Genomic DNA, 24,946 nt, shown 5'->3' with positions numbered 1-24,946 from the left:
GATTGTGTAAAGGTCAACAACTATAATTAATGTTAATATATATTATATTAAAGTTTACAATTCAAAGGGTGACATGAAAGTGGAAATATTAGAAAAGATTGATCAACACGCACAAGAACTGCCACAACGCCTTGCGTTGCAATTTGATGATTTAAAGTGCAATTATAAACAATTAAAAATAAATATCGAATTAGTGCTTGAAGATATAGCGCGTATTCCTAGTCATCAATTTGTAGCAGTCATAATGAAAGACCCTATGGAAACAATCATCTATTATTGTGCATTGTTAAAGAAAAATTGTATTCCATGCATACTAGATTTTCAATGGTCACAAGCGCAGATAGACACATTACTAAACCATTATGGGATTTCTTATGTAATCAATGAGGAACAAGAAATAATAAGTAAGCATATTAAAAATAATCAATTGAAGTGGCATGATGATTTATTACATGTTGGTTTTACTTCAGGAACGACAGGCTTACCAAAAGCTTATTATCGCAATGAAAAATCATGGCTATATTCATACAAAGAAAACGAAAAGCTTTTAGGAACGCCGATTAATATACTCGTTGCACCTGGACCTTTATCTCATTCATTGTCTTTATATACTTGTATCTATGCGCTGTATAGTGGCAAAACGTTTATAGGACAACGTCAATTTGATGCGACATTGCTATTACAAACGATTGAAAAAGTATCTGAAACAGTTGCCATGTTTTTAGTGCCGACGATGTTAACATCGTGTTTGGCTGAAAATATTAAAATGGAGTCAGTGCGCTATATTTTTTCTACAGGTGATAAGTTACCTTTGGAAATAAGAAATAAAGTTCAACAATATATGCCGCAAACTATATTAATAGAGTTCTTCGGAACATCTGAAGCAAGCTTTATAAGTTATAACTACAATAATGAAGCACCGTATCATTCTGTGGGTTTACCTTTTCCAAATGTGAAAATACACTTGGCACATCAGGATGAACAGGGTGTAGGCGTGTTACATATTCAAAGTAATATGGTGTTTAGTGGTTATGCAAATCAAGATATTTCACGAAGTAAATGGCTGGAAATTGGTGATTTTGCATCACTTGATCATAACGGATATCTCTATTTGCACGGACGTCAGAGTGACCGCATGATTATTGGTGGTCGGAATGTTTATCCAACTGAAATTGAGCGTGTAGCCCAAGAATATGAATATTTTAACGAAGTGTGCATAGTGAGTGAACCACATTCGAAGTTCGGAGAGATTGCAGTACTACTTTATACAGGTACACGATATGTGTCTTATCAATCTTTGAAAAGTTTTTTGTCATCATATTTGGCAAGATATCAAATACCATCTAAATTGATTAAAATAGATGAAATGTACTATACACAAAGTGGGAAAATAGCGCGTAGACAAATGAAGGAATGTTACTTAGGAGGAGAGTTTAAATAATGAAAGAAGCAGTGATTGTTGCGGCAAAACGTACAGCATTTGGCAAATATGGAGGAAAGCTTAAACATATAGAGCCAGAACACCTCATAAAGCCATTATTTACACATTTCAAAGAAACATTCTCCCATGTGATGTCAGATATTGATGACGTTATTCTGGGTAATGTCGTAGGTAATGGAGGTAATTTGGCGAGAAAGTCCTTACTTGAAGCAGAACTAGATCACCACATCCCGGGCGTAACTATCGATAGACAGTGTGGTTCAGGGTTAGAAGCGATATTACAAGCTTGCCGTATGATACAAGCAGGCGCAGGTACAATTTATATGGCAGGCGGTGTAGAAAGTACGAGCCGTTCACCTTGGAAAATAAAGCGACCGCAATCTGTTTATGATACCCAATTACCAGAGTTTTTTGAACGCGCATCATTTGCTCCAGAAAGACAGGACCCTTCAATGATTGAAGCGGCTGAAAATGTAGCTCAAACTTACAACATTTCAAGAACGGCACAAGATTATTATGCATGGATGAGCCATCAAAAAACAATGGCTGCATATGAACATCAAATCATTTCCCGAGAAATAATGCCATTTCAAGTTAAGGGTGAAACATTTCAGCGAGATGAAAGTATTAAACCAAAGTTAACGGAACGGACGCTGAATCGTTTGAAACCACTCTTACCTGAAGGCACAGTTACTGCTGGAAATTGTTGTATGAAAAATGATGGTGCAGTGTTATTAATGATTATGGAAAAAGAAACTGCCAAAGCATGTGGTTTTAATAGCGGGTTAGCATTTACTGATGGTTTAACTGTAGGCGTAGACCCGAATGTTTTAGGCATAGGTCCTGCACCAGCAGTAACAAGACTACTAGAAAAAAATCACTATACTATTGATGAAATTGATGCGGTCGAATTGAATGAGGCCTTTGCATCACAGGTATTAGCAAGTCAAGAAATGTTGGGATTAACTGATGCGAAATTAAATGTTTATGGCGGCGCAATCGCTACAGGGCACCCCTATGGTGCAAGTGGTGCAGCTTTAGTGACGCGCTTGTTCTATATGGATGAATATCAAAGAACAATTGCTACAATGGGAATAGGAGGTGGCATGGGCAATGCATTATTGTTTGAAAGATGGACATGAAGAGCGAGAAATCATATTTAATGAAGGTGATGTCATAGCTTATAATCAATATTTTAATCAATATCCATTAAATAAAGTACCGCCACTATATTGTGCTAAGTTATGGCCAGAATTTCAGTTGTTTCAGCAATATGCTAATCGCAATATTTTGCTGAAAGAAACAGAAATAGACCATACAAAATCGCTTGAAACGAATGAAACATATCTAGCGCATATGTGTATGATAGAGAAGAAGAAAATAAAATCATTTATGAAATATACTTTTAAATTAGATGTACATAAAAATAGCGAAAACTATATCACTATTAAACAAATATTTTTGGAGCAGCTATAGCATGATACAAATAACAACAGAACAAGTGAATGAATATTTAGCCTTAATTAATGATCAAAACCCAGTGCATCAACATATAGTGCCTGGTCAATTGATTGTGCAGCTAGCATTCACAAATAAAAAATTAGCATGGGTAGCATACAAAGTGAAATACATGGCAACGGTTGAAATAAATGAATCTTTAAATTTTGAACTTGTAACAAACGAAAAAATGGTTATTTCTAATCAAAGCGGTGACGTAAAAATTTTCATTGTGAAAATCTAAATGTTGAATTGATTATGGTGTTCAAGGTGTATACAAATGATGAGGTTATAATGCATTGGCGAGTACTTTTTTGTGTTAATTTAAAAGAGTACGATACAATAATAAGTGAAGTAACAAGTATACTAGGAGGATAACTATGACAGTAGAAACATATTGGAGATCTTTTATCGAAGCATTTCCTGAATATAAAGGTGTGCAATTTGATGCTTGGTCTTTTGGTGTTGACGAAGATGAATTAGCTGATTTAGTGAAAAAGGGCATGAAAACTGCGACGACAAGTGGATTATCGTCTTATAAAGTAGAGGAAGAAGCGTTACCACAAGTCGGTGATATCAGTGTTGTATTAAATGAAAAAGGAAACCCGCAATGTATCATTGAAACTACACGTGTTTATCAAACGCCATTTAATGATGTTACTGAACATCATGCATATCTTGAAGGTGAAGGAGATAAGTCATTGGCATATTGGCGCCAAGCACATATCGAATTTTTCGAATCATATTATGCTGAATTAGGTATTCCTTTTGATGAATCAGAAATCATGGTGTGTGAAGAATTTAAGTTATTGTATGTATAAAAAACGAGCGGTACATAAGTTAGAACTGCTTCGAGTATTCTCTCCAAGCACAACAAAGGGGACAATCTTTGTCTAACTGTGTACCGCTCATAGGGTGAGTGTTTATAGGGTTGTGTTAGTCAAGGCAACATAAGGGGACAACTTATGTTGCCTTTATTCTTTTTAAACTTCTAATTTCTAAAGGGGAGTTTATTGCATATATGTTCTTCTGTAATCTGTTTAAAGCTAAATTTTGAAAAGTCTTAGGTGTAAAGTAAATGTTATTAATAGGTTAGTTTCATATTATCAACATCACTTTCAAGTAGAGAGAGTAACTTATATAATTCATTCATGCTGAAATTTTCATCAAATTTAACAGAAATTGTTTTGAAAGTTTTAGTGATAATTTCATATATTGGGTTACCATTTTCAAAAGCCTGTTTGTAGATAATCATGCTGTGATTCCCTCCTTTTTCTCTCTACACTTAATATACTAATAGATTTACTTGGAAAATACATGAGTCTTCAGTATCAACTTCGTATCGGTCTTATGTCGTATATGATTTAAAAAGTAAAAAGTATGTGAAAATGGTGAGTGAAGCAAAAGGGTTAGAATTGAACTTTGTTGAATCATGGTCTAAATTGTAACTTAGATGTATCGTGTTTTAAAATTCAAGCTTGGAGTGATAATGTATGAAAAAAATTACAAAGACTTTTGTAGCATGTAGTATTGTGTTTGGAACTACAGTAGGCCTAAGCATTGCTAACGAAGACATATCACAAAGTGAAGCACAAGCAGAAACGACGCAACCTTATTATGAGTATCAAGGCTACACAGCTCAAGGTGGAGATTTTGTATTAGATTAAGCATTTTATAATGGATTGAAAGCAGGTAATGTTACTTTTAAGGATATTAAAGTGAATAGTAAATATGATTCAGGTTCTGAGAGCAAAGTAATTTATGATCAAAAATTTGAAAAAGTAAATGGTAATAAAGCTAATTCAGTAGAATTTGAGATAGCGGAAGATGCAGTAAGTTTACAAGATATGAGAGTGCAATTTGGACAAAACTTTGAATATCAACCACCGCTTCATGGGGACAAAGTAAATAGCTCCGATGGTTTGTATGGGTATAAAGTAGGCGAAGGTTATATCGTATTTCATATGAGTGATGGTTATGTAACGAGTGTGACAGTATCATAAAGCATATTTAATATACAAAAACCAAGTAGAAATATATTTAATTTCTACTTGGTTTATTTTATTGATAGCGTTGTTTTTAAACTTCTGTAACGTCAACATCAATATGTTCAACACGGTTATATGCACCGTGGTCAACCGGACCTACAAAGTCATTCATCTTCCAACCATTTTTAATTGCAGAAGCAACAAAAGCTTTGGCAGCAATAACTGCTTCTCTTGGTGTTTTGCCGTTGGCTAAATACGCAGTAGTTGCTGCAGCAAAAGTACAGCCTGCACCATGATTATAGCTTTGTTGGAACATATCAGTAGTTAATTGGTAGAAGTGTTCACCATCATAGTAAAGGTCATAAGATTTATCTTGATCTAAAGCTTTTCCACCTTTAATAATGACATGCTGTGCGCCTTGTTTATGAATGATTTTAGCAGCTTTTTTCATATCATCTATTGATTTTAAAGTACCTAGGTTTGCAAGTTGTCCTGCTTCAAATAAATTTGGTGTTACGACAGTTGCTTTAGGTAATAAATGTTCAATCATTGCGTCAGTGTTGCCAGGATTTAATACTTCGTTTTCGCCTTTACAGACCATTACTGGATCAACGACAAAGTAGTCGGCGCCAGATTCTACATATGCTTCACCAGCACGTTTGATTATTTCTTGTGTACCGAGCATACCTGTTTTCACAGCATCTGGGTGGATTGAGATTGCTGTCTCTAATTGTTTCTCAAATACATCAAATGGAATTGGCGTTACGTCATGAGACCATGTCGCTTTATCCATTGTAACGATTGATGTCAGAGCAACAATGCCGTATGTCTCTAACTCTTGAAATGTTTTTAAATCTGCTTGCATACCTGCCCCTGCACTTGTGTCTGAACCTGCAATCGTTAATGTTTTTTTCAATGCCATGAATCTTCACTCCTAAATTTCTTTTGTACATATCATACCACGTTTGTCGAGTATTCTAAATAATGACCTTTTAAATAGCGAGCAATATTTAACTACTTTGTATAAGGTAGATTAATTTTATTTTTGATGAAGAGAAATAGAGTTAATTATAAGATTTTTAAAATTTCTTATAGGGTTACCTGAGCTGGTTTAAAGGTATACAAGTGCTGATGCACTTGCATAAGTAGCGCTAAACTTGCTAACGCAAGAAGTACTACTTTACATGCATAAGATCTACTTATTCACGTGCATAATTTCTTGCACGTGGATTTTAAAAGGATTACCTGAGCTGAAGCTCATGCATAAGTGGTTCTATTCTTGTGAATACAAAGTAGAAATAATGGTTCGCCTGCGCTGGTTTAAAGGTTTACAAGTGCTAAGGCACTTGCATAAGTAGCGCTAAACTTGCTAACGCAAGAAGTACTACTTTACATGCATAAGAACTACTTCTTCACGCGCATAATTTCTTGCACGTGGATTTTAAAAGGATTACCTGAGCTGAAGTTCATGCATAAGTGGTTCTATTCTTGTGAATACAAGAAGAACCACTTTATATGTTAAAATACAAACTGAGGTGAGAGGGAATATGGAATGGTCAGATGTTTTTCATGAAATTACTACACGACATGACTTTAGTGCGATGCACGAATTTTTAGAAAAAGAATATACAACAGAAATTGTATACCCAGATAGAGAGAATGTTTATCAAGCATTTGATTTAACACCATTTGAACAAGTGAAAGTTGTCATATTAGGTCAAGATCCATATCACGGACCGAATCAAGCACATGGCTTAGCTTTCTCAGTACAACCAGATGCTAAGTTTCCACCTTCGTTGCGTAATATGTATAAAGAACTTAAAGAGGACATAGGTTGTGAAAGAACAACGCCACATTTACAAGATTGGGCGCGCGAAGGTGTTTTGTTATTGAATACAGTTCTGACTGTTCGCCAAGGTGAAGCACATTCACATAAAGAAATTGGCTGGGAACTTTTCACAGATGAAGTGATTAAAACAGTATCTGAACAATTAGAAAATGTTGTGTTTATTTTATGGGGAAAACCCGCACAACGAAAAGTCAAATTGATAGATACATCAAAACATCATATTATTAAGTCTCCACATCCAAGTCCTTTATCTGCTTATCGTGGTTTCTTTGGTTCAAAACCATATTCTCAAACAAATATGTATTTACAAGAAAATGGTAAAGCACCAGTGAATTGGTGTGAAGGTGAGGCATAAACATGGAAAAAGATAAGGTTATACAGTTAATTGAGCAAGAATTAGTAGCAGCGGACGAAGCAAATAATAATGCTGAATTTGAAAAGCATATTTATGCTATTCATACGTTGACTTCACTTGTTACAGGGTCGACAAGTCAGCATAAAAGTTATAAAGATAATACGTATGATGTTTCTTCGTCATTTCAAACATCTACTATAGTAAGTAATGGTACTTCAAAAACCCAATCAGCTTCTAAAAAACCAGCTGTATCTGAGGAAGAGATTCGAGCGATGGGCGGTAAAACATCACAACCAGCGCCACAAAATAGCGTTTCTGACACATCACTTACAGCTAACAAGTTGGTTACAGATGATGAAATAGGTAATGGAGATTCAATATTTGATTTTTAATTAAGAAGGGAAGTAAATAGCATGATGAAAGTATTTATTATATTAGGTGCATTGAACACAATGATGGCAGTAGGAACTGGCGCATTTGGTGCACATGGCTTAGAAAATAAACTATCAGCAAAATATTTATCAGTATGGGAAAAAGCAACGACTTACCAAATGTATCATGGTTTAGGCATACTTGCGCTTGGTATCATTAGTGGTACAACTTCAATTAACGTGAATTGGGCAGGTTGGCTCATGTTCTTCGGTATTGTCTTTTTCAGTGGCTCATTATACATTTTGGCATTAACTCAAATTCGTATCCTTGGCGCAATTACGCCAATCGGTGGGGTTTTATTCATAGTAGGTTGGTTAATGCTTATTATCGGAACATTTAAATTATAAATTTTTAATTGTTATAGAATTCATCTTGTGGGTATAATACAGTCCATGAGGTGAATTTTATTTATGAGTCAAAATGATAAGCAAATAGATAGAGGAGATTTAAAACAAAACTTATCTGAGAAATTTGTATGGGCTATAGCCTATGGTTCATGTATAGGTTGGGGTGCATTTATCCTACCTGGTGACTGGATTGGTCAATCAGGCCCTATATCTGCAGCGATAGGTATTGTAATTGGTGCATTATTAATGATACTGATTGCAGTAAGTTATGGTGCTTTAGTTGAACGTTTTCCAGTTTCAGGTGGAGCATTTGCATTTAGTTTTTTAGGATTTGGAAGGTACGTTAGTTTCTTCTCATCCTGGTTTTTAACTTTTGGATATATATGTGTTGTAGCTTTAAACGCAACAGCATTTAGTTTATTAATTAAGTTCTTACTACCAGATATATTAGAAACTGGTAAGTTATATACTATTGCAGGATGGGATGTTTATATAACTGAGATTCTTATCGCATCGTTATTATTAATTGTCTTTATGTTTATAGCAATTAAAGGTGCAAGTGTATCAGGATCTCTACAATTTTATTTCTGTGTAGCAATGGTTATAACAATCGTATTACTATTTTTCGGTTCATTCTTCGGGAATAACTTCTCTTTTGAAAATTTACAACCGTTAACGAATGAAAAAGAAGGTTGGTTTACATCCATTATTATGATTGTGGCAGTAGCGCCATGGGCATATGTTGGATTTGATAATATTCCACAAACAGCAGAAGAATTTGATTTTGCGCCGAATAAAACATTTAAATTAATCGTTTATAGTTTACTTGCCGCAGCATTTACTTATGTATTAATGATTTTATACACAAGTTGGTTAAGTAGCTCATCTACAAGTTTAAACGGTAATTTATGGTTAACAGGTGCTGTGACACAAGAGGCATTTGGTTACATTGGTTTAGCAGTGCTAGCAATCGCAATTATGATGGGGATATTCACTGGTTTAAATGGATTCTTGATGAGTTCAAGCCGTTTATTATTCTCAATGGGACGCTCAGGCATTATGCCTTCTGTATTTAGTAAATTGCATAAAAAATATAAGACACCTTATATTGCAATTTTCTTTTTAGTGTCTGTTACATTAATTGCACCGTGGCTAGGTCGTACTGCATTAACATGGATTGTTGATATGTCTTCAACAGGTGTATCAATTGCTTATTTTATTACATGTTTATCAGCAGCAAGACTCTTTAGTTTTGATAAATCAAGTAACACATACGGACCTGTATACAAAGTATTTGCGATATTAGGTTCAATCGTTTCATTTGTATTCTTACTGTTATTATTAGTTCCTGGGTCACCAGCGGCACTTTCAACACCATCTTATATCGCATTAGGCGGTTGGTTAATCATTGGTTTGATTTTCTTTGTTGTACGCTATCCAAAACTGAAAAATATGGATAATGACAGATTAAGTAAACTTATTTTAAATCAATCAGAAGATGAAATAGTAGATTTAATTAATAAAAATAAATCAGATAAAGCGAACACCTAGTTATTTTTGTGAATAATAATCATGTTTTTTGCATGTAAAATTATGTAATTCTAACATTTAAACTTGGATTATATAATTTCATATATGCCCTTCAATACAGACACATTAAAAGTGTTTATATTGGAGGGCTTTTATTATTAGAGGTTTGATTATAGAAATGGCGAGTAACAAAAAACCTGAGAAAAATCATTATTACAAATGATTTTTCTCAGGTTTTTGATTTAGTATCATGCATTTTAAATTCTTTTTTTACGTATTTTCGTACCAGATACAATAAGCTTTGATATTTGATCAGCAAAAAGTAATCCTAAAGCGATAGCACCAGCAATTAAAGTCACTTCTAGCATTGTATTAATGGCTTTACTAAATTCTAATAAGATTAAGTTTTTTGTTGCATCGAATGCAAGGCCACCAGGAACGAGTGGAATAATACCTGGAACCATAAATATAATTACGGGTTCCTTTTTATAACGAGCCATGATGTGACTCAGCATACCTAACGCAATACTTCCAAAGAAACTAGAATATATAGTATGGAATTGAAAACCTTCATAAAATAAAATATAAAACATCCACCCACACGCACCTACAATACCAACTGTGTTGTATAGGCGTTTTGGTACATCAAATATCACACCAAAGAAAAGGGAAGCAGTATAACTAAATATTAAATTTAAAATCCAAAACATAGACATTGCTCCTAAAAAATAATGAGTATAGTACCAACACCGGCGCCTATACCAAAAGCAGTCACTAGGGCTTCTAGTGATTTAGTGGTAAATAGTAACATATGACCGGCGAATAAATCTTGAATGGCATTCGTGATTAATACACCAGGCACGATAGGCATTACTGAAGCTATTATGATAGTAGATATCGAACCACCGGGTATTAAATGATGCCCTGAAACGGTTATGAGGCCGATGACAATTGCGCCCATAAATTCTGGGATGAATTGAGCATGTAGTTTTCTTTGAAGCGTTTCTACAACAATGAAGCCAAAGGACCCAGCCAAAATAGCAGTAAGTACATCTGTTAAGATGCCACCTTGAAGATATAAAAAACTCGCTGCGATAATAGCGGCAGCTATAAATTTGAAAATTAGATCATGGTTAATGCTTTGTTCGTGATATATTTTTTGCAGTTCTTGAAAGGCATCTTCAAGTGAAATGTCACCTAAAGCAAGACGCCTAGATATGCCATTTGTTCTTGATATGCGATGAAGATTTGTATCTCGTGTTTTAATCCTGAAAATCCTAGGATAAGATTCGTTATGTAACATGAAGTTAATTACTGTATTTGTTACGAAACTATTGCTTTCTGGATAGCCTAATGTAGTTGCAATTCGAGTCATTGTATCTTCAACTCTGGAACCTTCTGCACCAGATTCCAACAGGATACGTCCTGCGAGCAAAATAACATCTTTCGCCATTCTTTCATCGTAACTTTCAACTGTTTGATTGTATATTGTCATTTAATCACCAATAATGAAGTATTTAACTAAAGCTATGTTTTTGTATTCATAGCATAGGAATAAGTTATTGAGTTAATAATTTTTATTGTAACACTTTACTCTTAAAAATTGTTAGAAGAATCAGAAAGTAACTTATACACTTTATAAAATTTAAAATATAACATTTTATACAATTTAAGTAATTTAAATATGTTTCAAATTTCGCAAATAGGCTAAAATAATATTAGTTAGCTGTTTCAGACAAATATTGAGTAGCGACAATATTTAACAGTTAATATTAAATTAAGTAGTGATTAAAGTTCTCCCAAACACACTACACAGACTCAGGCACACTTGTTCAATAGCAAGTGTGCCTTTTTTTACTCGCTCTGCATTCGACTAGTTGAATGCTAGAGCGAGTTATGCAAGCGTAAGCTTCCGAACCTTAAGTAACAACATGTTGAAATCTAGAGCGAGTAAGAGCGAGTAAGAACAAGTAACGAATTATGAAAATGTATAAAAAATGTCGACAAAGTTAGATACTTTGCCGACAGTCTTAAACAATTCCATTAATATGAACGGAAACGTTTATTGTATTTTATAATGAAAATAGATCTTGTAAGACATCTTTTGTGATGATATTACCTACGAAGAAACTACCAAAGTCGCCGTAGCGTGCAGTTGTTTCATCAAATCTCATTTCATAAACAATTTTTTTGAATTGAAGTGGGTCTTCTGCAAAAAGTGTTACGCCCCATTCATGATCGTCAAAACCAACAGATCCAGTGATGAATTGTTTGATTTTACCTGCATATTGGCGACCAATCATGCCATGATCATGCATAAGTTTCTTTCTATCTTCAAGTGGTAACATATACCAGTTATATGTTTCACCACGACGTTTATCCATTGGATAGAAACAAATGTATTCAGTACGAGGTAATTCTGGGAATAATCTTGGTTTAATATGAGGATTTTCATATGGATCTTCATCAGATTTTCCTGCAAGATAATTACCTAATTCTATGATAGAAACATAAGAATATGTTGGAATTAAGAAATCTGTAATTTTCAATTTATTAAATTCATTTTCAAAAGCATTTAAATCTTTCATTTCTGGACGTAATATCCATAAAAGAAGGTCTGCTTTTTGACCATTAATATTATAAAATGCATGATCTCCTGCATTATTTGTGCGTGCTTCTTCGTGCTTATCTAAAAACGATTGTAATTCTTCCACGAGAGATTGACGTTCTTCCTCTGGAACTAAACGTAAAGTAGTCCAATCAATAGCATATAATAAATGTAAACTATACCAACCGTCTAACGTTTCTGGTACTTGTGGCATTGTAAATCGCTCCTTTGTGAAAATTTCTATGTCTTCACTATAAAATTCTACCATAAAGAAACTGTTAAAACATAAGTAAATGATTACAAATTGGTGACATGGAATTCTATAAAAAATAACGTATACTATATAGTGTAAATAAATAGATTTAAATTTCGAGGAGGCCCCTATGTCTTTATTAGATGTATTACAAGAAAAACTTTCAGGAAAAAATGTGAGAATCGTATTACCTGAGGGTGAAGATGAACGCGTATTAACAGCAGCAACACAATTACAAAATACAGAATATGTTACACCAGTAGTATTAGGTAATGAAGCTAATGTGAAGACTTTAGCTAATGATAAAGGATTAGATATTACTAACATTGAGATTATCGATCCAGAAACAAGTGAATTGAAACAAGAATTAGTAACTGCTTTCGTTGAACGCCGTAAAGGTAAAGCGACTGAAGAACAAGCACAAGAAATGCTAAAAAATGTAAACTACTTTGGTACAATGCTTGTTTATACTGGTAAAGCTGAAGGACTAGTCAGCGGTGCAGCACATTCTACAGGCGATACAGTTCGCCCAGCGTTACAAATTATTAAAACAAAACCTGGCGTTTCAAAAACATCTGGCGTTTTCTTTATGATTAAAGGAGAAGAACAATATATCTTCGGCGATTGCGCAATCAATCCAACACTTGAAGCACAAGACTTAGCTGAAATTGCAGTAGAGAGTGCAAAAACTGCTAAAAGCTTTGACATGACACCGCGTGTAGCAATGTTAAGTTTTTCAACAAAAGGCTCTGCAAAATCAGACGATGTTGAAAAAGTAGCAAATGCAGTGAACTTAGCGCAAGAGAAAATTGAAACTGACAATATTGAAGATGTTGTTGTAGATGGTGAATTCCAATTTGACGCAGCAATCGTACCAGAAGTTGCTAAGAAAAAAGCACCAGACGCAAAAATACAAGGTAATGCTAATGTATTTATCTTCCCAAGTTTAGAAGCGGGTAATATTGGATACAAAATTGCACAACGTTTAGGCGGTTTTGATGCAGTAGGTCCAGTACTACAAGGACTTAATTCTCCAGTGAATGATTTATCGCGTGGTTGTTCAACAGAAGACGTGTATAACTTATCAATCATTACTGCTGCGCAAACATTACAATAATGGATTTAGCAAGCAAATATTTTAATGATATAGATTGGCGTTATATTGACCATTCTTCTGGGTTAGCGCCTATGCAATCATTTGCATTCGATGATACATTTTCGGAAAGTGTTGGCAAAGATTTATCATGTAATGTTGTACGTACTTGGATACACCAACATACAGTCATTTTAGGTATCCATGATTCACGCCTACCTTTTTTACAAGATGGTATTCGTTATCTTACTGAAGAACGTGGCTATAATGCGATTGTTAGAAATTCAGGTGGCCTAGGTGTCGTCTTAGACCAAGGTATACTCAATATTTCTCTCCTATTTAAAGGTAAACATGACATTACAATAGACGAAGCTTTTACAGTAATGTATTTATTGGTTTCAAAAATGTTTGAAGATGAAGACGTAGAGATTGAAACACACGAAATTGAACGTTCATATTGTCCAGGGAAATTTGATTTAAGTATTAATGGACGAAAATTTGCAGGCATTTCACAAAGGCGAGTACGTGGCGGCATTGCTGTACAAGTATATCTTTGTGTAGAAGGTGATGGCAGTGAACGCGCCGATATGATGAAGTCTTTTTATAAACGCGCGTTAAAGGATGAAGAAACAAAATTTACTTATCCAAATATAGATCCACAATGCATGGCGTCATTAGAGTCATTATTAGGCAAAGCAATCACTGTTCAAGACGTAATGTTTAAGTTATTATACGCGCTTAAAGATTTAGGTGGACGATTAAATATGGAACCTATAACAGATGATGAATGGCAACGCTATGAAGGTTATTTTGAAAAAATGATTGAACGTAACGCTAAGATGAATCAAGCAATGGATTAAATCATTATTAAGACCAGAAACGGTACTTTTTTATTAAAGTAACGGCTCTGGTCTTTTTTAGAGTTAATATAAAAAATATTGACATAAATCTTTCTAATTGTTGAATTATAGAAACTAAATAAGTAATATAGGAAAAGTGTAGTTTAAAACTAACTAATTTAAATAAATTTCCGTAAAATCATGTTAACTTTTTGAATATAAGACTATAGAGTTTTATAATGGAAAAGTATTGATTATAATTAGTAGCAGGTATTAACTTTTGAAAAAGCACTTTCTGTTATTTAATTAAAAATAAACCAAGTAACTATGACTAGAGTTGTATGGCATAATATAAAATTTATGAGATAATGTATAATAATGTGTGTAAAATTAGTTAAGGTTGAGTATTTTCCTATAGAATACGAGCAGTCTTTTCAAATTAATAATGATAAAAGACATATTAGATTGGCTAACAACGAGACTTTAAAACACGGAATTTCCTGGGAAATTTCAAGCAGAATGCATTGTGGTGTTCTGAAATGATTAAAATCAGTGTTGTCTGTAATGTGTAGCTTACTTAAAATATAAAACTAAAGAAAATACTAAAGGTGATTGAGAATATGACACAACAAGGATATGGGGAAGCCAATGGAAAAGTAATATTAATTGGTGAACATGCTGTTACATTTGGCGAGCCAGCAATAGCGATTCCATTTACGACCGGGAAAGTGAGAGCGAAAATAGAATCTATAGAAGAACCTCTTTCTTCATGTATTAAAAGTGATGTATATGAAGGTGAGTTAATTAATGCACCTGAACATTTAAAGGCAGTAATAACTCGTTTTGTAGAAAAATATGAAATCCAAACACCTATAAAAGTTTCGATTGATACAAACTTACCACCATCTAGAGGACTAGGCTCAAGTGCTGCAATGGCGGTTGCTTTTGTGCGTGCAAGTTTCGATTACCTCAACAAACCATTATCTGATGAGTTGTTGATAGAAGAAGCTAATTGGGCGGAACGTATTGCACATGGTAAACCAAGTGGCATTGATACACAAACGATTGTATCGAATAAGCCAGTATGGTTTAAGCAAGGTAAAGTAACGACATTAAAGCCATTAGAATTGAATGGTTACATGATTGTTATTGATACTGGCGTACTCGGCTCTACGAAACAAGCAGTTGAAGATGTACATAATTTATGTAAAGAAGATAGTACGTACTTAGAACATGTGAAACATATTGGTCAACTTGTATATGAAGCAAGTGACTCTATAGAGCATCATAACTTCGAAAAATTAGCCTCTATCTTTAATTTGTGTCAAGAAAGCTTACGTACATTAACGGTAAGCCATAATAAAATTGAAACATTACTTGAGGCAAGTAAACAACAAGGCGCCATTGCTGGAAAATTAACTGGCGGCGGTCGCGGTGGTAGTATGATTGTACTTGCTTCAACCTTAGAAGTGGCTGAGAGAATTGTTGAAAGTGCGCAAGACTTAGGCGCACATCACACATGGATTGAATATTTAGGAGGTTAATGACGTTGGTTAATAGTGGTAAAGCACGTGCACATACAAATATTGCGCTAATAAAATATTGGGGTAAAGCTGATGAAACTTATATTATTCCGATGAATAATAGTTTGTCGGTTACATTAGATCGCTTTTATACTGAAACTAAAGTGACATTTGATGAAAGCTATACTAAAGATACGCTTATTTTGAATGGTCAAGCAGTCAATGACGCAGAAGCGGCTAAGATACACCGTTTTATGGATGTGTTCCGCGACTTAAGTCAAACCTCAATGTTTGCCTATATTGAAAGTGATAATTATGTCCCTACAGCAGCAGGATTAGCATCTTCAGCAAGTGCTTATGCGGCATTAGCAGCAGCTTGTGATGCAGCTTTGAATCTTGGGTTAACAGGCAAAGCGTTATCTAGATTGGCACGTAGGGGGTCAGGATCAGCTTCTAGAAGTATCTATGGCGGTTTTGTAGAATGGGAAAAAGGGTATGATGATGAGACATCGTACAGTGTTCCTGTTGAAGCAGATAATTGGGAAGACGATTTAGCAATGATATTTGTAGTCATTAATAATAAATCGAAAAAAGTTTCAAGTCGTGCCGGTATGTCACTTACACGTGATACATCACGTTTTTATCAATATTGGTTAGACCATGTGGATGAGGACATAGCGTCAGTTAAACATGCAATAAATCAAAAAGATTTTAAACAATTAGGTGAAGTGATTGAAGCCAATGGTTTACGCATGCATGCAACAAACTTAGGTGCTCAACCGCCGTTCACTTATATGGTCGATGACAGTTACTTAGTGATGGATATCGTAGACCAATGTCGTAAGGCGGGTCATCCTTGTTACTTTACGATGGACGCAGGCCCTAATGTTAAAATTTTAGTAGAAAAGAAAAATAAACAAGCGGTTATTGATGCATTACATAAATCGTTTAAAGAAGACCAAATCATTGCGAGCGACATTACACGTACAGGCGTAGAAATTATTGAGTAAGGAAGAGATAAAATGATTCAAGTTAAAGCACCAGGGAAGCTATACATTGCAGGTGAATACGCAGTTGTCGAACCTGGATATAAATCAATATTAATCGCAGTAGATCGCTTTGTAACTGCTTCTATTGAAGATTCAAATGCAACTCAAGGCACGATACATTCTAAGACTTTACATCATGAACCAGTCACATTTCAAAGACGTGAAGATAAAATTGTAGTTTCAGATTTAAATGCGGCTAAACAATTGAAGTATGTCATCACAGCAATTGAAATCTTTGAACAATTTGTAAGAAGTAATAATATGCCTTTAAAACATTTCAATTTAACAATTGATAGTAATTTAGACGATACAAATGGGCATAAATATGGTTTAGGTTCTAGTGCAGCTGTCTTGGTATCAGTGGTTAAAGCTTTGAATGAATTTTATGGTATGCATTTATCTAATTTATATATTTACAAACTTGCAGTTATTGCAAATATGAAGTTACAGAGTTTAAGTTCTTGTGGTGATATTGCTGTTAGTGTTTATACTGGCTGGTTAGCTTATAGTACGTTTGATCATGAATGGGTATCACAGCAAATCGAAGATACGTCAGTTAATGATGTATTGAATAAAAACTGGCCTGGACTTCATATCGAACCATTACAGCCACCAGAGAATATGGAAGTGCTTATAGGTTGGACTGGCTCACCAGCTTCATCACACCATTTAGTGAGTGAAGTGAAACGCTTGAAATCAGACCCTACCTTTTATGGTAAATTCTTGGAACGCTCTCATTTATGTGTTGAGAAGTTGATACATGCTTTTAAAACGAATCATATTAAAGGTGTGCAACAAATGATTCGCATCAACCGTGAAATTATTCAATCTATGGATAAAGAAGCGACAGTTGATATTGAAACTGCGCATTTAAAAGTGTTGTGTTCTGTAGCTGAAAAATATGGCGGTGCTGCCAAAACATCAGGTGCAGGCGGTGGAGATTGTGGCATCACGATAATCAATAAAGGTATTAATAAACAACGCATTTACGATGAATGGTCAGAAAATGAAGTAAAACCTTTGGAGTTTAATATATATCACGGTCAATAATGAAAATGAACAGTATGAAGCTGAGGCATAAATATATGTCCTGCTCATTACTGTCTTTTTTTTGCTGAAATTGAATAAAAGTAAACTGCGAATCAACCAGACCCATAAACCAAACCCATCGACCATTGCTAATCAACTCATAATACGTAGTCGTTAGTCAGAATACATCTAATATCACTCTATGGAAAATTTACCTCTTAATGGAAATAAATTCAGTTGTAGAAATCAATTGTCTAAATGTACAAATGTTATTGAACTCATTGAGATTAAAGCATACGATCATCTTAAGAAAGCGCTTACGATAGTGCGGTGATAGAAGGGTGATTATTATGAATTTCGGACGTAAGTTTGGAGATGCAATTCGTAGATTTGGTGGCGCAATGATTGTTCCAGTATTACTATTTCCATTTTTCGGGATTATTATTGGTATAGCTACACTGTTTAAAAACGAGGCGATTATGGGTCAGCTAGCTGATCCTAATGGTTTATGGTTTCAAATATGGTCATTAATTGAAAATGGTGGATGGACTGTATTTGAAAATATAGAACTTATTTTCGTTATCGGCTTACCTATTTCACTAGCTAAAAAATCAGCTGGTCATGCAGTAATGTCTTCGGTAGTAACTTATATGATGTTTAATTATTTTATAAATAGCATATTAACGACATGGGGACCTGCTTTTGGCGTGGACTTTAAGGGTGATGCTGGAGAAGTCACAGGTATTACGGAACTTGCAGGTATTAAAACGTTAGATACAAATATTATCGGTGCACTCATCATCTCAGGCATCGCGATTTGGTTACATAATCGATATTATGATAAGAAATTGCCAGAGTCTTTAGGAATATTCCAAGGTTCGCCGTTTGTTGTCATGATTGCATTTTTTGCTATGATACCTTTAGCTTTTTTAACAAGTTGGGGATGGCCTATTGTTCAAGGATGGATTGCTTCGTTACAAGTATTTTTAGCTTCATCAAGTTATGTGGGCGTATGGCTCTTCCACTTTTTAGAACGAATTTTAATTCCGACAGGGTTACATCATTTCATATATACACCATTTGAATATGGACCGGCAGTGGTCGATGGTGGTATAAAATCATACTGGATTTCTCATTTAACTGAGTATTCGCAAACAACAAAACCACTAAAAGAAATTTTCCCCGGTGGTGGATTTTTATTACAAGGTAATATTAAAATGTTCGGTTCAATTGGTATAGCACTTGCGATATATTCAACAGCAAAAGCACATAAAAAGAAAGAAGTTGGGGCATTATTACTAGCGGCTACTTTAACAGCTGTGTTTGCAGGTATTACAGAGCCTTTAGAATTTACGTTTATCTTTATAGCACCGTTCCTATTTTTAATCCACGCTATACTTGGAGCAACAATGGTAACAATTATGCATGGGTTTGGTCTCGTAGGTAATTTAGGTGGTGGCTTCATTGAAATTGCAGCAACCAATTGGATTCCACTATTTGGTTCTCATTGGGGAACTTACGTTGCTCAATTTATTATAGGTATTATATTCATATTCATTTATTATTATTTATTCAGATTTATCATACTAAAAATGGATATACCTATGCCAGGTAGAGAGAAGGATGATGATATAGATGCTAAGCTCTATACGAAGCGTGATTATAAGGAAAATAAAAATAAAAAAAATAGTGATAAAAACGAATATGAAACAAAAGCTGCGATTTATTTAGAAGGCTTGGGTGGCACTGAAAATATTGCTGATATAACAAATTGTGCAACGAGATTACGTGTGACTGTTAAAGATCCTGAAAAAGTAGAAGAAGCTGATTATTTTAAAACAGTAGGTGGCGCGCATGGTCTTGTGAAAAGTGGTAAAAACGTGCAAGTCATCGTAGGGCTTTCGGTTCCACAAGTGAGAGAAGCGGCAGAGCAAATTATTAAGCACGATGCGTAAGGCTACAAAATTAAATATGATGTAAAGTCAACACTATCGTTGCTTTACATCATATAATTTGTATCATTATTTGGAAATTTTGTAGTTGTGATATGTTCTAGCGATAAAATCAAAAACCACATAATATGGAGTGAAACTGTAATATTCCGTATTATTAAAAAATTGCATTGGCGCACTGTTGACGTAAATATTGAATGCTGCATTTTTGGCAATATAATTGTCATGTAGTGTTGTGATAGAGACGTAATGCAATTCACGTGATTTAATGAGTTGAATAGGTTCTTTTAAATTTTTAGTTTCACCAGATAGAGAGATGATGAAAAGTAAATCTTCTGGAGACATTTGATCTATTGCTAAGCGCAATTCATTTTCATCATTAACTACAATAGAGCGTTTAGAGATAGAAAGCATATGACGTTGGGCTTCCCGAGCCACATTTTGCTGAGCCATGCCTGTACCGAATATATAGACGAAAGGTGCATCTTCTAATAAACGGTTTAAAAGTTTATAGTCGAACATTTCAAGGTGTTCTACGGTTCTTTGCACATCTTCGACAATCGGGTCAGTGTTTGCTAAATGTGATGGTTGCGTGTTGTTTTCCATTTTTAAGTAAAACTTAAAGTTGCTATAGCCTTCAAACCCCATTTTTTTAACGAGTCTATGAATCGTTGAGATGGAAGTATGCGTCAGTTTACTTAAATCATGAATTTTCATAGCTGACATGTCATCCATATTTTGACGTATGATATTGATGATATGTAAATCATTTTCAGTTAATTCTTCAAAGTGTTTATTTATAAGATGATCAAGTACCATATGTGCAGATTCCACCTATTCATTGGAAAATTTTCCGAAATTTGAAAATATATTCTAATGTTAATATATAAAATCTAAATACGTCAAATTTATTGGTATTTTTAATATTGTATTTTAATATGAAACTAATGTATTAAGCTTTTAAAAGAAATAAAGCTTAAATGTAATACGAAATTTTGTAAGCGGTTACTTTAAAGGTTGGATAAATTTAATATAAAGGGATGAGTCTTATGAATGTGAAAATTGGAATAATTGGATGCGGTGGCATAGCTAATGGTAAGCATTTGCCAAGTTTAGAAAAAATTTCAGAAGCAACTATGGTCGCTTTTTGCGATATAGACATAGCGAAAGCTGAATCTGCAGCGGAAACATATGGTATAAACAATGCTGCAATATATGAAGATTACAAACAGTTACTCGAAGATAAATCTATAGAAGTCATACATGTGTGTACGCCGAATAATACACATAAGGATATTACAGTCGCAGCATTAAATGCGGGTAAACATGTAATGTGTGAGAAACCAATGGCTAAAACTTCAGACGAAGCACGCGAAATGATTGATGCAGCGGAGCAAAATAATAAAAAATTAACAATTGGTTATCAAAATAGATTTAGAGCAGACAGTCAACATCTACGGAAGGTGACGCAACGTGGAGACTTAGGAGATATTTATTATAGTAAAGCACAAGCAATTCGACGTCGTGCAGTTCCTACATGGGGTGTGTTCCTAGATGAAGAGAAACAAGGAGGCGGACCATTAATTGATATTGGTACACATGCCTTAGATTTAACATTATGGATGATGGATAATTACGAGCCAGAGTCTGTTATGGGATCTACTTTTCATAAATTAGGTAAACAAGACAATGCGGCAAATGCTTGGGGATCATGGGATCCAGATAAATTTACTGTTGAAGACTCAGCGTTTGGCTTTATTAAGATGCGTAATGGCGCAACGATTATCTTAGAATCTAGTTGGGCACTCAATTCATTAGACGTGGATGAAGCGAAATGTGCATTGTCAGGTACGCATGGTGGCGCTGATATGAAAGATGGTTTGCGCATCCATGGTGAATCATTCGGCACTTTATATACATCTCAAATTGAAGTAGATAATGCAGGTGTTGATTTTTATGAAAGTGAAAAAATCGATGAAGCTGAAGAAGAAGCACGTGCTTGGATAAATAATATTATTCATGATACTGAGCCAGTCGTAAAACCGAAAGAAGCATTTGTAGTGACTCAAATATTAGAAGCGATATATGAATCTGCAAAAACAGGAAAAGCGGTATACTTAAATAAACATTAATCAAAGGGGAGCTTACTATTGAATATTACAATTTGGAATGAATTTCGTCATGAACAAGAAAGTGCTGAAGTAAAAAAAGTTTATCCAGAAGGCATTCATAAAGCATTAGCTTCTTTTCTAGAGGCTGAACACCAAGTTAAGACAGCGACACTAGACGAACCTGAACATGGCCTGACAGATGATGTATTAGCAAACACAGATGTATTAGTTTGGTGGGGACATAAAGCTCATGATGAAGTTGAAGATGTCATTGTCGAAAAAGTGAAACAACGTGTATTGGATGGCATGGGGCTTGTTGTGTTACATTCTGGACATTTCTCGAAAATATTCAAAAACTTAATGGGTACCACTTGTGACCTTAAGTGGAGAGAAGCAGATGAAAAAGAGAGGTTATGGGTAGTTGATCCGACACATCCGATTACTGAAGGCTTAGATTCATATTTTGAATTAGAAAAAGAAGAAATGTACGGAGAGCATTTTGATATTCCAGCACCTGATGAAACAGTCTTTATTAGCTGGTTTGAAGGCGGAGAGGTCTTTAGAAGCGGAGCAACTTTTAAAAGGGGTAATGGCAAAATATTCTATTTCAGACCAGGTCATGAAAGTTATCCGACATATTATAATGCCAACATCCAACAAGTCATCAAAAATGGTGTGAAATGGGCATGTAATTCCAATACACCGAAACATCAATATGGCAATGCTCAACCGTTAGAAGAAATAAAAGAAAAATAGGGTTGGGAGTTTGATTACTATGGAGAATGTGGAAAAATTGAAAATCGGGATTATTGGTTGTGGTGGTATTGCGCAAGGCAGACATATTCCTGCATTTCAAAATTTAAGTCATCTTGCTGAAATTGTGGCAGTGCAAGACGTCAATCAAACACTGGCAAAAACAGTAGCGGATAGATTCGCAATTGGTACAGTGTTTGAAAGTTATGAAGCTATGTTTGAAAAGGTTGATGCCGTAGCTATTTGCACACCAAATAAATTCCATGCAGAAATTTCTATTGCGGCTTTAGAAGCGGGTGTCCATGTGTTTTGTGAAAAACCGATGGCGATGAATCAATTAGAATGCGAACAGATGGTTAAAGCTGCTATGCGTGCTGACAAATTATTGGCTATAGGCTATCATTATCGATTTACGGATGCTGCGATTACCGCAAAAAATGCTGTGGATGAGGGCGTGGTTGGTGATGCGCTTGTCACACGTGTACAAGCCTTACGTAGAAGAAAAGTGCCAGGTTGGGGTGTGTTTACGAATAAAACATTGCAAGGTGGTGGTAGTCTGATCGATTACGGATGTCACTTGTTAGATTTGTCATTATGGTTATTAAAAGATGTTGAACCCATTGAAGTCCTAGGTAAAACATATAACAGACTAAGCAAAACGCCGAATCAAATCAATGACTGGGGAGAATTTGATCATGAAACGTTTGATGTAGATGATCATGTCACGAGCTTCATTACTTTTGAAAATCATTCAACGATGCAATTTGAATGTTCCTGGTCAGCAAATATTAAAGAAGATACAAAACATATAAGTATTTCAGGTGTGGACGGTGGCATAAGTTTATATCCCTTTGAAATATACCAACCACGGTTTGGCACGTTTTTTACAGAACAAGCCGATGCAGCACATGATGAAGAAATTGCAGCCCAGAGACAAGCACTTAATTTTGTGAACAGTTGTCTAGGGCATGAAGCGTTAGTCGTACAACCTGAACAAGCGCAAAAAATTAATATATTAATAGATGCGATATATCAAAGCAGCACAGAAGGACATAGTATTCGATTGTAATGTTTTAAAATTTTGAGGAGGGTTTAATTTATGAAAATTGGTGTGTTCTCAGTATTATTTCAAGATAAGATTTTTGAAGAAATGTTGGACTATGTAGCTGATGCGGGTGTTGATATGGTTGAATTAGGTACTGGAGGTAATCCAGGTAATCAATTTTGTCCTTTAGATGAATTATTAGAAGATGAAAGTAAAAGAGCTGAATATTTAGAAAAAATACAACAACGTGGTTTAGGCATTAGTGCTTTTAGCTGTCACAATAATCCAATTTCACCAAATCAAGATCATGCACAAGATGCGCATGATACTTTGTTTAAAACAATAAAATTAGCGGCTTTATTAAATGTGCCAGTGGTTAATACTTTTTCAGGTGTGGCTGGTTCGGATGAAACAGCAAAATATCCTAATTGGCCAGTAACGCCATGGCCAACAGCCTATTCTGAAATATTAGAATGGCAATGGGAAGAAAAACTAATTCCATATTGGAAAAAAGCAGCAGATTACGCAAAAGAACAAGGTGTCAAAATCGCAATTGAACTACATGCGGGATTTTTAGTACATACCCCTTATACATTGTTGAAATTAAGAGCAGCGACAAATGATGCGATTGGTGCTAACTTAGACCCTAGTCATTTGTGGTGGCAAGGTATCGATCCAGTTGCTGCAATTAAAATTTTAGGTCGTGAAAATGCAATTCACCATTTTCACGCTAAAGATACATACATTGATCAAGAAAATGTAAATATGTATGGTTTAACGGATATGCAACCTTATGGCAATGTACAAACGCGTGCTTGGACATTTAGAACTGTAGGCTATGGTCATAACCCACAAGTATGGGGAGAAATCATTAGCGCATTGAGAATCAATGGCTATGATTATGTCGTAAGTATCGAACATGAAGATCCGATTATGTCGATTGAAGAAGGTTTTACTAAAGCAGTAAATAATTTGAAATCAGTAAATATAGAAAATCCTGCACCAGATTTATGGTGGACTTAAAAGTCGATGAAGTGAACTTAGTATGCGAATATAAAAGCATATACTAAGTTCACTTTTTTATTTATAAGACAACTTGAATCAAGTCATAATAGGCAAACAATATAATTAAAAACTTGAAATTTTTACTAAAAAGAGTAAAATAATTAGAGTTGTAAATACAAAAAATGTGAATGCGTGCACCTATACATATTAAATTAGCATAGGATTTTTGACTCTGTATATTACTAGA

At 34.7% G+C, this 24,946-nt stretch carries 25 protein-coding genes and 1 pseudogene; 20 read left to right on the top strand and 6 right to left on the bottom strand.

Annotated features, from left to right (window positions below; all coding sequences use genetic code 11):
- Positions 1–79: 79 nt before the first annotated feature.
- The 5 genes from AOB58_RS06735 to AOB58_RS06715 all read left to right on the top strand — a co-directional run bounded on the left by AOB58_RS06735 (position 80) and on the right by AOB58_RS06715 (position 3,759).
- A complete protein-coding gene (locus AOB58_RS06735; protein WP_081324875.1) occupies positions 80–1,441 on the top strand; it encodes an AMP-binding protein in 1,362 nt (453 codons plus the stop codon).
- The gene (locus tag AOB58_RS06730) at positions 1,441–2,583 is read left to right on the top strand and encodes a thiolase family protein (protein ID WP_064783140.1); all 1,143 of its coding nucleotides are present in this window, start codon (positions 1,441–1,443) and stop codon (positions 2,581–2,583) included. The genes AOB58_RS06735 and AOB58_RS06730 overlap by 1 nt, the downstream gene beginning before the upstream one ends.
- Entirely contained in the window at positions 2,555–2,917 is a 363-nt protein-coding gene (locus tag AOB58_RS06725; RefSeq protein ID WP_064783139.1) for a hypothetical protein, read from the top strand. Before AOB58_RS06730 ends, AOB58_RS06725 begins: the two co-directional genes overlap by 29 nt.
- Position 2,918: 1 nt before the next feature.
- The gene (locus AOB58_RS06720) at positions 2,919–3,182 is read left to right on the top strand and encodes a hypothetical protein (protein WP_064783138.1); all 264 of its coding nucleotides are present in this window, start codon (positions 2,919–2,921) and stop codon (positions 3,180–3,182) included.
- 136 nt (positions 3,183–3,318) lie between these two features.
- Positions 3,319–3,759 (top strand): ASCH domain-containing protein, encoded by a 441-nt coding sequence (locus tag AOB58_RS06715; RefSeq protein WP_021339574.1) that lies wholly within the window; start codon positions 3,319–3,321, stop codon positions 3,757–3,759.
- Positions 3,760–4,022: 263 nt separating this feature from the next.
- Here the strand turns inward: AOB58_RS06715 and vraX are convergent, their stop codons facing one another.
- On the bottom strand, positions 4,023–4,193 hold the full coding sequence (gene vraX, locus AOB58_RS13560; protein ID WP_002508451.1) for a C1q-binding complement inhibitor VraX: 171 nt from the start codon (positions 4,191–4,193) through the stop codon (positions 4,023–4,025).
- A gap of 238 nt (positions 4,194–4,431) precedes the next feature.
- On the opposite strand from vraX, the pseudogene isaB reads away from it, so the two are divergent.
- Positions 4,432–4,941, top strand: a pseudogene (gene isaB, locus AOB58_RS13995) (immunodominant staphylococcal antigen IsaB family protein).
- 76 nt (positions 4,942–5,017) lie between these two features.
- On the opposite strand, the gene thiD reads toward isaB, so the two are convergent.
- Positions 5,018–5,848 (bottom strand): bifunctional hydroxymethylpyrimidine kinase/phosphomethylpyrimidine kinase, encoded by an 831-nt coding sequence (gene thiD / locus AOB58_RS06705; protein ID WP_021339577.1) that lies wholly within the window; start codon positions 5,846–5,848, stop codon positions 5,018–5,020.
- A gap of 625 nt (positions 5,849–6,473) precedes the next feature.
- Here thiD and AOB58_RS06700 point away from each other — a divergent pair.
- The 4 genes from AOB58_RS06700 (at position 6,474) to AOB58_RS06685 (ending at position 9,460) form a co-directional block, all read left to right on the top strand.
- Positions 6,474–7,130 carry a uracil-DNA glycosylase gene (locus AOB58_RS06700; protein WP_064783137.1) on the top strand — a complete coding sequence of 219 codons (657 nt, stop codon included), beginning with the start codon at positions 6,474–6,476 and terminating at the stop codon, positions 7,128–7,130.
- A gap of 2 nt (positions 7,131–7,132) precedes the next feature.
- The gene (locus AOB58_RS06695) at positions 7,133–7,522 is read left to right on the top strand and encodes a DUF5327 family protein (RefSeq protein WP_021339579.1); all 390 of its coding nucleotides are present in this window, start codon (positions 7,133–7,135) and stop codon (positions 7,520–7,522) included.
- A 24-nt stretch (positions 7,523–7,546) separates the two neighbouring features.
- Positions 7,547–7,909 carry a DUF423 domain-containing protein gene (locus AOB58_RS06690; protein ID WP_002508446.1) on the top strand — a complete coding sequence of 121 codons (363 nt, stop codon included), beginning with the start codon at positions 7,547–7,549 and terminating at the stop codon, positions 7,907–7,909.
- Between the two features lie 63 nt (positions 7,910–7,972).
- A complete protein-coding gene (locus tag AOB58_RS06685) occupies positions 7,973–9,460 on the top strand; it encodes an APC family permease (RefSeq protein ID WP_021339580.1) in 1,488 nt (495 codons plus the stop codon).
- Positions 9,461–9,696: 236 nt separating this feature from the next.
- Here AOB58_RS06685 and AOB58_RS06680 read toward each other — a convergent pair whose 3' ends face one another.
- The 3 genes from AOB58_RS06680 to hemQ form a co-directional block, all read right to left on the bottom strand.
- Positions 9,697–10,149: a threonine/serine exporter family protein gene (locus AOB58_RS06680; RefSeq protein ID WP_002508444.1), complete on the bottom strand. Its 453-nt coding sequence runs from the start codon at positions 10,147–10,149 to the stop codon at positions 9,697–9,699.
- 11 nt (positions 10,150–10,160) lie between these two features.
- Positions 10,161–10,928, bottom strand: a complete 768-nt coding sequence (locus tag AOB58_RS06675) for a threonine/serine exporter family protein (RefSeq protein WP_172457968.1) — start codon at positions 10,926–10,928, stop codon at positions 10,161–10,163.
- A 583-nt stretch (positions 10,929–11,511) separates the two neighbouring features.
- On the bottom strand, positions 11,512–12,261 hold the full coding sequence (gene hemQ / locus AOB58_RS06670) for a hydrogen peroxide-dependent heme synthase (protein ID WP_064783136.1): 750 nt from the start codon (positions 12,259–12,261) through the stop codon (positions 11,512–11,514).
- A gap of 169 nt (positions 12,262–12,430) precedes the next feature.
- Here hemQ and pta point away from each other — a divergent pair, with 169 nt between their 5' ends.
- The 6 genes from pta (at position 12,431) to AOB58_RS06640 (ending at position 19,788) form a co-directional block, all read left to right on the top strand.
- On the top strand, positions 12,431–13,417 hold the full coding sequence (pta, locus tag AOB58_RS06665; protein WP_021339582.1) for a phosphate acetyltransferase: 987 nt from the start codon (positions 12,431–12,433) through the stop codon (positions 13,415–13,417).
- Entirely contained in the window at positions 13,417–14,253 is an 837-nt protein-coding gene (locus AOB58_RS06660) for a lipoate--protein ligase family protein (protein WP_064783135.1), read from the top strand. Before pta ends, AOB58_RS06660 begins: the two co-directional genes overlap by 1 nt.
- 599 nt (positions 14,254–14,852) lie before the next feature.
- A complete protein-coding gene (gene mvk, locus AOB58_RS06655) occupies positions 14,853–15,776 on the top strand; it encodes a mevalonate kinase (RefSeq protein WP_064783134.1) in 924 nt (307 codons plus the stop codon).
- 5 nt (positions 15,777–15,781) lie between these two features.
- Positions 15,782–16,765, top strand: coding sequence for a diphosphomevalonate decarboxylase (gene mvaD, locus AOB58_RS06650; protein ID WP_037553093.1), 984 nt, complete (start codon positions 15,782–15,784; stop codon positions 16,763–16,765).
- 12 nt (positions 16,766–16,777) lie between these two features.
- The gene (locus AOB58_RS06645) at positions 16,778–17,854 is read left to right on the top strand and encodes a phosphomevalonate kinase (protein WP_021339586.1); all 1,077 of its coding nucleotides are present in this window, start codon (positions 16,778–16,780) and stop codon (positions 17,852–17,854) included.
- 329 nt (positions 17,855–18,183) lie between these two features.
- Positions 18,184–19,788 carry an alpha-glucoside-specific PTS transporter subunit IIBC gene (locus tag AOB58_RS06640; RefSeq protein WP_002508436.1) on the top strand — a complete coding sequence of 535 codons (1,605 nt, stop codon included), beginning with the start codon at positions 18,184–18,186 and terminating at the stop codon, positions 19,786–19,788.
- 66 nt (positions 19,789–19,854) lie between these two features.
- Here AOB58_RS06640 and AOB58_RS06635 read toward each other — a convergent pair whose 3' ends face one another.
- The gene (locus AOB58_RS06635) at positions 19,855–20,604 is read right to left on the bottom strand and encodes a MurR/RpiR family transcriptional regulator (protein WP_002508435.1); all 750 of its coding nucleotides are present in this window, start codon (positions 20,602–20,604) and stop codon (positions 19,855–19,857) included.
- A gap of 230 nt (positions 20,605–20,834) precedes the next feature.
- Here AOB58_RS06635 and AOB58_RS06630 point away from each other — a divergent pair, with 230 nt between their 5' ends.
- Genes AOB58_RS06630 through AOB58_RS06615 form a run of 4 tightly spaced genes read left to right on the top strand, consistent with a single transcriptional unit; the run spans position 20,835 to position 24,717 of the window.
- Complete coding sequence (locus tag AOB58_RS06630; protein ID WP_021339587.1) at positions 20,835–21,917, top strand: Gfo/Idh/MocA family protein; 1,083 nt, start codon at positions 20,835–20,837, stop codon at positions 21,915–21,917.
- Between the two features lie 18 nt (positions 21,918–21,935).
- On the top strand, positions 21,936–22,652 hold the full coding sequence (locus tag AOB58_RS06625; protein ID WP_021339588.1) for a ThuA domain-containing protein: 717 nt from the start codon (positions 21,936–21,938) through the stop codon (positions 22,650–22,652).
- 28 nt (positions 22,653–22,680) lie between these two features.
- Positions 22,681–23,718 carry a Gfo/Idh/MocA family protein gene (locus AOB58_RS06620; protein ID WP_031266058.1) on the top strand — a complete coding sequence of 346 codons (1,038 nt, stop codon included), beginning with the start codon at positions 22,681–22,683 and terminating at the stop codon, positions 23,716–23,718.
- A 30-nt stretch (positions 23,719–23,748) separates the two neighbouring features.
- Positions 23,749–24,717 carry a sugar phosphate isomerase/epimerase family protein gene (locus AOB58_RS06615; protein ID WP_064783133.1) on the top strand — a complete coding sequence of 323 codons (969 nt, stop codon included), beginning with the start codon at positions 23,749–23,751 and terminating at the stop codon, positions 24,715–24,717.
- Positions 24,718–24,946: the final 229 nt, after the last annotated feature.

Source organism: Staphylococcus sp. AntiMn-1 (assembly GCF_001663395.1).
Lineage (GTDB): Bacteria > Bacillota > Bacilli > Staphylococcales > Staphylococcaceae > Staphylococcus > Staphylococcus equorum.
Note: the sequence above shows the minus strand (reverse complement) of the source record. Positions and strands in the feature narration are given on the sequence as shown.